This window comes from Rothia terrae (assembly GCF_012396615.1).
GTDB lineage: Bacteria > Actinomycetota > Actinomycetes > Actinomycetales > Micrococcaceae > Rothia > Rothia terrae.
On the sequence record NZ_JAAXPV010000009.1, the window covers coordinates 98,834 to 108,025 of the forward strand.

8 protein-coding genes and 1 pseudogene are annotated in these 9,192 nt (G+C 52.7%); 6 read left to right on the forward strand and 3 right to left on the reverse strand.

The genetic code is table 11. From position 1 onward, the window contains the following. Nucleotides 1-122: 122 nt before the first annotated feature. The gene (clpB, locus tag HF984_RS06560) at nt 123-2,717 is read right to left on the reverse strand and encodes an ATP-dependent chaperone ClpB (protein WP_168614875.1); all 2,595 of its coding nucleotides are present in this window, start codon (nt 2,715-2,717) and stop codon (nt 123-125) included. A 349-nt stretch (nt 2,718-3,066) separates the two neighbouring features. Then, on the reverse strand, nt 3,067-3,612 hold the full coding sequence (locus tag HF984_RS06565; RefSeq protein ID WP_168614876.1) for a hypothetical protein: 546 nt from the start codon (nt 3,610-3,612) through the stop codon (nt 3,067-3,069). 82 nt (nt 3,613-3,694) lie between these two features. On the opposite strand from HF984_RS06565, the gene HF984_RS06570 reads away from it, so the two are divergent. The 6 genes and pseudogenes from HF984_RS06570 to HF984_RS06595 all read left to right on the forward strand — a co-directional run bounded on the left by HF984_RS06570 (nt 3,695) and on the right by HF984_RS06595 (nt 8,375). After that, nucleotides 3,695-4,357, forward strand: a complete 663-nt coding sequence (locus tag HF984_RS06570) for an HAD family hydrolase (RefSeq protein ID WP_168614877.1) — start codon at nt 3,695-3,697, stop codon at nt 4,355-4,357. A gap of 104 nt (nt 4,358-4,461) precedes the next feature. After that, nucleotides 4,462-4,968, forward strand: coding sequence for a Dps family protein (locus tag HF984_RS06575; RefSeq protein ID WP_168614878.1), 507 nt, complete (start codon nt 4,462-4,464; stop codon nt 4,966-4,968). A gap of 367 nt (nt 4,969-5,335) precedes the next feature. Next, nucleotides 5,336-6,484, forward strand: coding sequence for a VIT1/CCC1 transporter family protein (locus HF984_RS06580; protein WP_168614879.1), 1,149 nt, complete (start codon nt 5,336-5,338; stop codon nt 6,482-6,484). 323 nt (nt 6,485-6,807) lie between these two features. Then, a pseudogene (locus HF984_RS11925) lies at nt 6,808-6,894 on the forward strand (hypothetical protein); the annotation flags it as partial. 57 nt (nt 6,895-6,951) lie between these two features. After that, nucleotides 6,952-7,305 (forward strand): transposase family protein, encoded by a 354-nt coding sequence (locus HF984_RS06590; RefSeq protein ID WP_168614880.1) that lies wholly within the window; start codon nt 6,952-6,954, stop codon nt 7,303-7,305. A gap of 473 nt (nt 7,306-7,778) precedes the next feature. Continuing rightward, complete coding sequence (locus tag HF984_RS06595) at nt 7,779-8,375, forward strand: hypothetical protein (protein ID WP_168614881.1); 597 nt, start codon at nt 7,779-7,781, stop codon at nt 8,373-8,375. An 82-nt stretch (nt 8,376-8,457) separates the two neighbouring features. On the opposite strand, the gene HF984_RS06600 is transcribed toward HF984_RS06595, so the two are convergent. Beyond that, a complete protein-coding gene (locus tag HF984_RS06600; protein WP_168614882.1) occupies nt 8,458-8,934 on the reverse strand; it encodes an ABC-2 family transporter permease in 477 nt (158 codons plus the stop codon). Nucleotides 8,935-9,192: the final 258 nt, after the last annotated feature.

The following is a 9,192-nucleotide window of genomic DNA, read 5'->3' on the forward strand; positions in this document are numbered from 1 at the left end:
GCACGTTTTCATTATGGCGCGTTTGCAGTGGCCTCGCACGGGTGTTTGCGCTGAGGGAAAGTTCCTTAAAGGTAGTAGCTCCCCCGTGCGCTGCACGAGGGAGCTACTGTTGAGATACCGGTTTAGCGGCTAGCGGTGACGGTCAGTCCGTCCATGGACACGTCGGGGTTGACGTCCACGGTCACGGTGTCACCGTCGCGTACTTCGCCAGCGAGAATTCCCTTAGCCAGGCGGTCGCCGATTTCGCGCTGAACCAAGCGGCGTAGCGGACGCGCACCGTAGCTCGGATCGTAACCGGCAAGTCCCAGCCATTCGATAGCGGCATCGGTGACATCCAGGTTCAAGCGGCGGTCAACCAGACGCTGAGCCATGGAGTCAATCTGCAGTCCGACAATCTTGCCAAGGTCCTCCGCACTGAGCGGTTCGAACATGATGATGTCGTCCAGGCGATTGAGGAACTCCGGCTTGAAGGACGCATTCACCACGCCCATCACAGCTGACTGGCGCGCATCCTCAGCAAGATTCTGATCAATCAAGAACTGTGAGCCCATGTTCGAGGTCAGAATCAGAATGACGTTGCGGAAGTCCACGGTGCGACCCTGTCCATCGGTCAGGCGACCATCATCGAGCACCTGCAAAAGGATGTCGAAGACCTCAGGATGAGCCTTTTCAACCTCGTCCAGCAAAACCACCGAGTAGGGACGACGGCGTACAGCTTCGGTCAGCTGACCACCTTCTTCGTAACCCACGTATCCCGGAGGAGCACCGACCAAACGCGCTACCGAATGCTTCTCGGCGTACTCGCTCATATCAATGCGAACCAGTGCACGCTCATCATCGAACTGGAACTCAGCCAAAGCCTTCGCAAGCTCAGTCTTGCCGACGCCGGTGGGACCCAGGAACATGAAGGAACCAATGGGACGGTCGGGGTCTGAGATGCCCGCGCGGGAACGGCGCACCGCATCCGCAACAGCTGTGACAGCCTTACGCTGACCGATCAGACGTTTGCCAAGTTCTTCTTCCATGTGCAGCAACTTCTCGGACTCGCCCTGCAACATGCGTCCGGCAGGAATACCTGTCCAGGCTGAGATAACCTCGGCGATGTCATCGGCAGTAACTTCTTCAGAAACCATAGTTTCGGTCTCTGCCACGGCGGCTTCTGCGCGCTGAGCTTCAGCCAGCTGAGCCTCCAGCGAAGGAATTTCGCCGTAGAGGATGCGGGAGGCATCCGCCAGGTTGCCCTCGCGCTGAGCGACCTCAGCCTTAGAGCGCAACTCATCAATCTCAGACTTAAGATCACCGACGCGGTTGAGCCCAGCCTTCTCAGCCTCCCAACGCGCATTGAGGGCATCCAGCTGTTCTTTCTTATCAGCCATGTCAGCGCGAAGAGCCTCAAGGCGTTCGACGGACGCGGGGTCGGTCTCATTCGACAGCGCCAGCTCTTCCATGGTCAGGCGGTCAACCGCGCGACGTAGCTGGTCGATTTCCTCGGGCGCCGAGTCGATTTCCATGCGCAGGCGGCTAGCTGCCTCATCAATCAGGTCAATCGCCTTATCGGGCAGCTGACGCGAGGGAATGTAGCGGTTCGACAGGTTAGCCGCTGCCACTAGTGCGGAGTCAGCAATCGAGACCTTGTGGTGTGCCTCGTAGCGTTCCTTGAGTCCGCGCAAAATACCGATGGTGTCATCCACGCTCGGCTCGCCCACATAGACCTGCTGGAAGCGGCGCTCCAGTGCGGCGTCCTTCTCAATGTTTTCGCGGTACTCGTCGAGGGTGGTAGCACCAATCAGGCGCAGCTCGCCGCGAGCCAGCATAGGCTTGAGCATGTTGCCCGCGTCCATAGAACCTTCGGTAGCGCCAGCGCCCACCACGGTGTGAATCTCGTCGATGAAGGTAACAATCTGCCCCTCAGACTTCTTGATTTCCTCAAGCACAGCCTTCAGGCGTTCCTCGAACTCGCCGCGGTACTTAGCGCCCGCAACCATTGAGCCGAGGTCCAGCGAGATGAGTGTCTTACCGCGCAGAGACTCGGGAACGTCGCCCGAAACCATGCGCTGTGCCAGGCCTTCAACCACAGCGGTCTTACCGACGCCGGGCTCACCGATGAGCACCGGGTTGTTCTTGGTGCGGCGTGAGAGCACCTGAATGACGCGGCGAATCTCGCCATCACGACCGATCACGGGGTCAAGCTTGCCTTCGCGCGCAACGGCGGTGAGGTCGGTGCCGTACTTTTCAAGGGCCTGGAAAGTACCCTCGGGGTCAGGGGTATTCACGGTGCGGTCTCCTCTCACACTCGGAATAGTAGCTTCAATAGTTTCGGCGGTTGCGCCGTTGTCGTGGAGCGCGCGGGCGGCATCGTCGGTGCCGGATGCGATGCCCAGCAATAGCATTTCGGTGGAGACGTACTCGTCACCAAACTGTTCTGCTTTTTGCTGCGCGGTTTGGATGGCGGTCAGTGCTGTGCGTGAGAACTGCGCTTGGCCAGCTGATGCGCCCTGCACACTGGGCAGTTTCTTGATAGCGGCGGATGCTGCGGTTGAGACCGCGTCGATGTTTACGGCTGCCGCTTTGAGCACTGCGACGGCGACGCCTTCGCGCTGGTCCATGAGCGCTTTGAGCATGTGCGCCGGTTCAATGTTGGGGTTGCCTGCCGTTTGCGCGTTCATGTTCGCGCCGGATAAGGCTTCTTGAGTTTTAGTGGTGAATTTCGGGTTCATGTTTCCTCCTTGTCTTAGCTCGTAGGATGCTGGCGTCCGCGAGTATCTTGATTTACCCGCAACCTTGCTTCCAGCTCTTTTAGCTAACTTGAGTCTACTACACTCAACTTTGGTTTGTAAAGCATCTTTTACCCCAACATTTTCTGCACGCCCGCACCAAAGCCCCATCCCGCGTCCGCGCTCACCCCATACCCAAAGTGACCACCCGAACGTCAAAGTGACCACGTAAACGTCAAATTCTTATACTTTTCGGGAGTAATTTGACGTTTACGTGGTCACAATGAAGGTTACGTGGTCACCTTGGCGCGATGAGGGGTTTGCGGGGCGAGATAAGGGTCAGGACGCGACACTACTCCAGGAACTCATACGTGTAGTTTTCGCGTGCCCGCGCTTCTTCGGCGTCCTCATCAACACCAGCCAAGGCGCGCTCAGTCTTGCGCTTCTCTATCAGAGCCAGAATTAAGGATGCGACAGCCAGGCACATGGTCAGGATGCCGAAGGTGTTACCAAAGCCGGCGGACAGCCCCACAAACGAGTCACCAAAAACCCGCGATGCCGCCGAAACGATCTGCCCATCCTTCCTGTCGGGCACTAAGAAACCGAAAATCAGAGCCAGCACGAACGCCCCGCAGTACACCAGAACAATCAGCGGTGTCGTCGCGCCCCCGTGCATCTTGGCGTCCTTGCGCATCAGCCACACGGCGCACGCCATCACGATAAACAGCATCGGCCCAAAACTAACCGCAAAGATAGGCATCAGCGTTCCGCCCGCGCCAAAGAGCGCGCGTCCGGCAACTATCCACAGTGCCGCCACCAGCGCCAGCACATAACCCACCGCGGGCACACCGCGGGTAAAGACGTTCGATGATCTGTTTGAGGCAGTAATTTTTTGCACGTCACCATTTTACGAAAGTCATTTTGCGTCATGCACTTCTCTCAACTTCAACGCGGGCAAAACTGACCGGTAGGCTTAAAACATGAGCGATTACGTATATCCCGAAGCTATTTTGTTCGACCACGACGGCACTCTTGTTGACACTGAACCGGTGTGGGCTGAGGCTAAAGAGGCAATTTCTCACAAGTACGGTAAGGAGTGGAGCGAGCAGGATACCTTGGATGCGTTGGGCCAGCCGATGCAGGTTACCTACGATATTCTGCGTCGCAACGGTGTGCCGCTGAGCGATGAAGAGATTTACGACGCGCTGGTGAACCACGCGATTGAGCACGCTAAAAATGAGAGCGTTGAGCTTCTTCCCGGCGTCGCCGGCTTGCTCCAGGAGGTAGCAGACGCCGGTATTCCCTGTGCGATTGTCACTAACGCTACCCGCCACATTGCCGAGGTAACTGCATCCCTGGCTCCCGGGGGACTTTTCAAAACTATTGTCACCAACGATGATGTCAAAAATGCTAAGCCTGATCCCGAGCCCTACCTTCTGGCGGCTCAGCGCCTGGGTGTAGATCCTACCAAGTGCGTAGCTGTTGAAGATTCCCCGAGCGGTGTTGCAAGTGCGACAGCTGCCGGGTTGAAAGTTGTTGTCGTGCCGGGTATGCAGCCGGTTCCCGAAGGTAAGGGAGATCTTCGTATCAAGCATGAGGATCTCATCTTTGACCAAATCCTTAAATTGAATAATTCAAAATAACACTAGATTTAATGAGCGTTCCAGAGTACAGTGTTAAGTAAGCTTCCAAATCAACGCAGGGTTTTATATCCGAGCCCCGCGCGTCGCGAAAGGAAAAATCAACAATGTCGAACAAGAATGCATCATTTACTGTCCCCGGTCTCACCGAAGAAACCGGCCACCACGTAGGCGAGACCTTGCAGTTGCGCTTGCACGCAATGAACGACCTACACCTCACTCTCAAGCACGCTCACTGGAACGTTGTTGGCCCCAACTTCATTGCAGTACACGAAATGCTTGACCCCCAGGTTGACCTCGTTCGCGGCTTCGCAGATGAGATTGCCGAACGCATGGCAGCTATGGGCGTTTCACCCAGCGGCGTTCCCGGCGCATTGGTAGAAGCACGCACTTGGAGCGACTACTCCGTTGACCGCGCTGGCGCAATTGACCACATCCGCGCACTCAACGACGTCTACACCGGCGTTATCGAGGATCACCGCGCAGCAATCGCCAAGGTTGGCGACGTCGACCCCATCACCGAGGACCTCCTCATCGGCCAGACCGCTGAACTCGAGAAGTTCCAGTGGTTTTTGCGTGCTCACCTCGAAAACGGTTCGGGCGAGCTGAGCTAATCACTCGCACTTTTACAAAAGGACGATGCGCCCGCCGCGCGTCGTCCTTTTTAGTGCCCAAAATCGAAAAATTCAGCAAGACGAACTTTTAGAATTCGGTGGTTACACTCACCCGATTATTTCTTATAAACACGCTATGCACCGCACTACACTGAAATGCATACGAAGGGGAGTAGTTCCCACCGGCTAGGTTTGAACAACACTAGCCAAAGCGGTTTATCGACATACTGGTTGCGCGATGCACCCGGTAAACCACCTCGTTTTTACAGGATTCGAGGCGAGCGAGACCTTCGGCCCATTAGACACAGTTCTTGGCCGAAGTCTCTTTTCTTAGAACTCGGCCATATGCAACACACGGAAGTGAGTTATGGACCGAAACGCACCATCATCGGTGATTGCAACCGATACAAGCATGCATAAAACCGTTGCACATCCTTCTAAAGCTCAAATTCGCCGCTGGCGCCGCTATCTCGCAGAAGAAATTTCAGAAGCTCACATCTACTCTGTTCTCGCGCGACGTTCATCGGGTAAAGAGGCTGAGATCCTTCAAGAAGTAGCCAACGCCGAATTGCGCCACCAGAACCATTGGCGCGCTCTTTTGGGTGAGCACGCGCATCCTGAACCTCGTCCGTCAGCATCAGCTCGCATGTTGCAGTTGCTTGCTAAAAACTTTGGCACCGTTTTTGTGCTGGCTCTTGCCCAGCGCGCTGAAGGACGCTCCCCCTACGCGGAGGACCCTGATGCGACCGAGGCTATGGCGGCAGATGAAGCAATCCATGAGGAAATCATTCGTGCCCTTTCAACGTCAGGACGCGAGAAGCTTTCGGGCAACTTTCGTGCGGCGGTGTTTGGTGCTAACGATGGTCTGGTTTCAAACGTCGCGCTGATTATGGGTATCGGCGCATCGGGTGCCTCAAGCAGCATGGTACTTCTGAGCGGTATTGCCGGCCTCCTTGCAGGCGCGCTTTCAATGGCCGCCGGCGAATTTGTATCCGTTCGTTCACAGCGCGAGATGTTGGACGCATCCCGCCCCACACAGGTGACACTCAGCGTCGCGCAGGATCTCGATATCAACGAGAACGAACTTGTACTGATTTATAAGGCACGCGGCATGAGCGATGAGGCCGCCCATCACCGCGCCATGGAACGCTTTGGACGCCTGGACTGCGACTGCGATCCTTCGCTCTCTTACAACCCCGCTATGGAAGAAGAGGATGCACCGCAGGAGCACGGTGCGCTCGGTAGCGATATTGGCGCGGCAGCCTCCAGCTTCTGCTTCTTCGCATCCGGCGCACTCATTCCGATCCTGCCCTATATCTTTGGTTTGGGCGGCACCTTCGCGATGATTCTTTCACTGGTACTGGTTGGCATTGCCCTCATGGGAACAGGTGCGATTGTTGGCTTACTCTCTGGTGCATCGCCTTTCAAACGTGGCGTGCGACAGCTTGCTATTGGCTACGGCGCGGCACTGGCAACCTATCTTCTGGGTCTACTCTTTGGAGCGACAGTCGGCTAATCTGCGGTAACTCATCAATACATAAAAATGCCGGCACCGGTGCACGCCCCAATAATGCGCACCGGTGCCGGTCTTTTTTGTACTCAATGAGGCTTATTCAAAAGTAGGAACACACCCCACACCCACCCACTAGACAACGGCCCCACCAGCGGCAAAAAATTGAGAATAAATCATCACAAATACTCTCAAAGCCATACCGGAGAGACCGTTGCCCCACAAGCCTATAACAGGCCCTAGCCACCAGCAATTCACCACGCTACTGACAGCCCTCAACAACCACCTCACCTGGTCAAAACCAGGCGGAAGGCCACCGACACAACCTCACCGAAGAACTCCTCGCAGAAATCTTCAACACCTCCCAGCCCACCATCTCACGGACCCTCAACACCGTTGAAAAAGCACTTGAGAAAGCCCTCAGGCCGCTAGAACAGTCTATAGAAAACAGCCTGAAAATCCCTGGTTCACTGGTGATCGACGGCACCCTAATTCCCACCTGGAACTGGCGTTCACTAGGAAAAACAAACTTTTCTGGTAAGCATAAACGAGCCGGTTTCAACCATCAAGTGATTTGCACCCTGGGCGGGAAACTACTGGCCATCACTGACCCGGTCCCTGGCGCTAGGCATGATGCCTATGCCTTCAAGCATCATGGCTTGGAAAGATATCTTGATGAGAGCACTTTGGCTGATAAGGGTTACATCGGGTTGGGGCTGGCCACCCCAGTAAGACGCAGCAAAGCCCGCAGGATGCCTGCAGATGTGAAGGTGGTGAACAGGTTCATTAATTCACGCCGATCGGTGGTGGAGCCGGTGATTGCCTAGATCAAGACGTGGCGTGTTTTGCATACAGGTTTCCGGCGGCCGCTGAGCGTGTATGGGCGGGTGTTTGCGGTGGTGCGGGGGTTGGTGTTTTATGCTGCTGGGAGGACTTTTGAATAAGTCTCATTATAACGCTCTTTGCCGAGGACGATTCGCAATGAAAATAAGATGTGCTTTAGGCTGGTTGCTAGGAAATATAGCTTCCAGTTTATTACTCATTATTCCATCTTTTATACTAGTGCAATATTATATAGAATATATAGGCCCTATGAGTGGTTACTATGTATCTGAGAGGTTGGAGAATCCTGTTTTATATATCTTCGTATTTTTCTTACCTACCCTTTTACTATCGGTGAGCATTTTTTATATCACCAACAGAAAAATTTATAAAATATATCGTAAACTATTTTTAAAATTACTAGCTTATATAATATTTCTAACTCCCTCAATTTTCCTTATTTTCAAAGGTGTTGTAAGTGTTTATTAAGTATTTAGATCGTAGACAATTTATTACGGGTTCATTGGCTATTACAATATGCCCAGTTGTTTCTTCTCAGCCAACTCCTCTAGCAAGCGAGTTAAACCAAGAAGTTTACGGGTATTCACTCAATGGGTGGCCGATACAAAATCCAGCTGATGATGTTTCTACAATTGAAAAATGTGATATTTCCGGGATTAGTTCCAGTTGTGAGATGAGAATCGGGGATGTGAATATCGTTCTTTCGGATTTGGCTCGTGAAATGCATTATCGTGTGAAAGATATTAGACCTGGGGAAATTTTGGGATGGAAAGATATGACCGAGGCTGCAATTCAAACCCCTGATTCTAATTTATCATCTGGTACTTCACTTCAAATTAGCCCCTCTATGCCTCTCGATTCTTACTTTGCATATAAAATTCAGATAATTGAGGAAGTGCTCAAAGACTATGAAGGGGTAGTTTCCTGGGGCGGTGTCATGGATAAGAAAGACGAATCTCTCTTTTATATAAATACATCCCCAAACAATCCTTTGTTCATAAAGGTTGCTGAAAAGGTGAGAGTGCGAAACTTTGCCGACGTGAGAATTAATTAATTCTCAAATTATCTCAATGTAGACCTTTTGCTCTTGAAGCTTATTCAAAATCGTATGAGACGAACTTCGTGGGGTGTGGAACCTAGCGTAACTTTACTTTATTCACCGCGAAAAGACTGATGAAATAGATGACTCCGAAAGTAATTACGCTACAAAGACTCAAACTTAACGCATCTGTAATATTTAGCCCACCAGAGCCCGTCAAAGCGGTTGATCCCAAACTCATCGTCCGGGTAATCAACCCCTGAGGCAAAACATAACTCAAAGGACGCAGAGTCACCGAAGTTACCGACGCAATACCCGCAACACATCCCAAAATACAAACAGCTACCGGGGCAGCGAAAGACCGCAAAAATACCGACAGGAGAGTCTGCAGAGCAATAAGAGGCAATGCTCCAACTACTGCGAACAAACTGACCAATGCCAGGTTTACAGGACTTCCTTCTGGAACATTCACAATCAAAAAACCAGAGATTAATGAGGCAATAATCAGCACTATCTGCATCGCTGCTGTCAAAATGAAAGCAACAAATACCTTAGTCAGTAATAACGAACTCACCCGAGAAGTGTTTGACAGTAAGGGATTCCAATTGTTTCCACGATGTTCCATCCTCCACGAGGAAGAAACAATGAGGGAGACTCCAACTGAGTAGAAGATAAACCCATAAAATGAGGCTTATTCAAAAGTATGAGGCTTATTCAAAAGTAGGAACACACCCACACCCCACCAACTAGACAACGGCCCCACCAGCGGCAAAAATAAGAGGATTAAATCACTACAAATAACCTCAAACCATACCGGAAGAACCGTTGCTCC

What these genes read in the sequence shown, in the direction of transcription:
- HF984_RS06570 (WP_168614877.1), top strand. Translation starts at nt 3,695, where the DNA reads ATGAGCGATTACGTATATCCCGAAGCTATTTTGTTCGACCACGACGGC.
- HF984_RS06575 (WP_168614878.1), top strand. Translation starts at nt 4,462, where the DNA reads ATGTCGAACAAGAATGCATCATTTACTGTCCCCGGTCTCACCGAAGAA.
- HF984_RS06580 (WP_168614879.1), top strand. Translation starts at nt 5,336, where the DNA reads ATGGACCGAAACGCACCATCATCGGTGATTGCAACCGATACAAGCATG.
- clpB (WP_168614875.1), bottom strand. Translation starts at nt 2,717, where the DNA reads ATGAACCCGAAATTCACCACTAAAACTCAAGAAGCCTTATCCGGCGCG.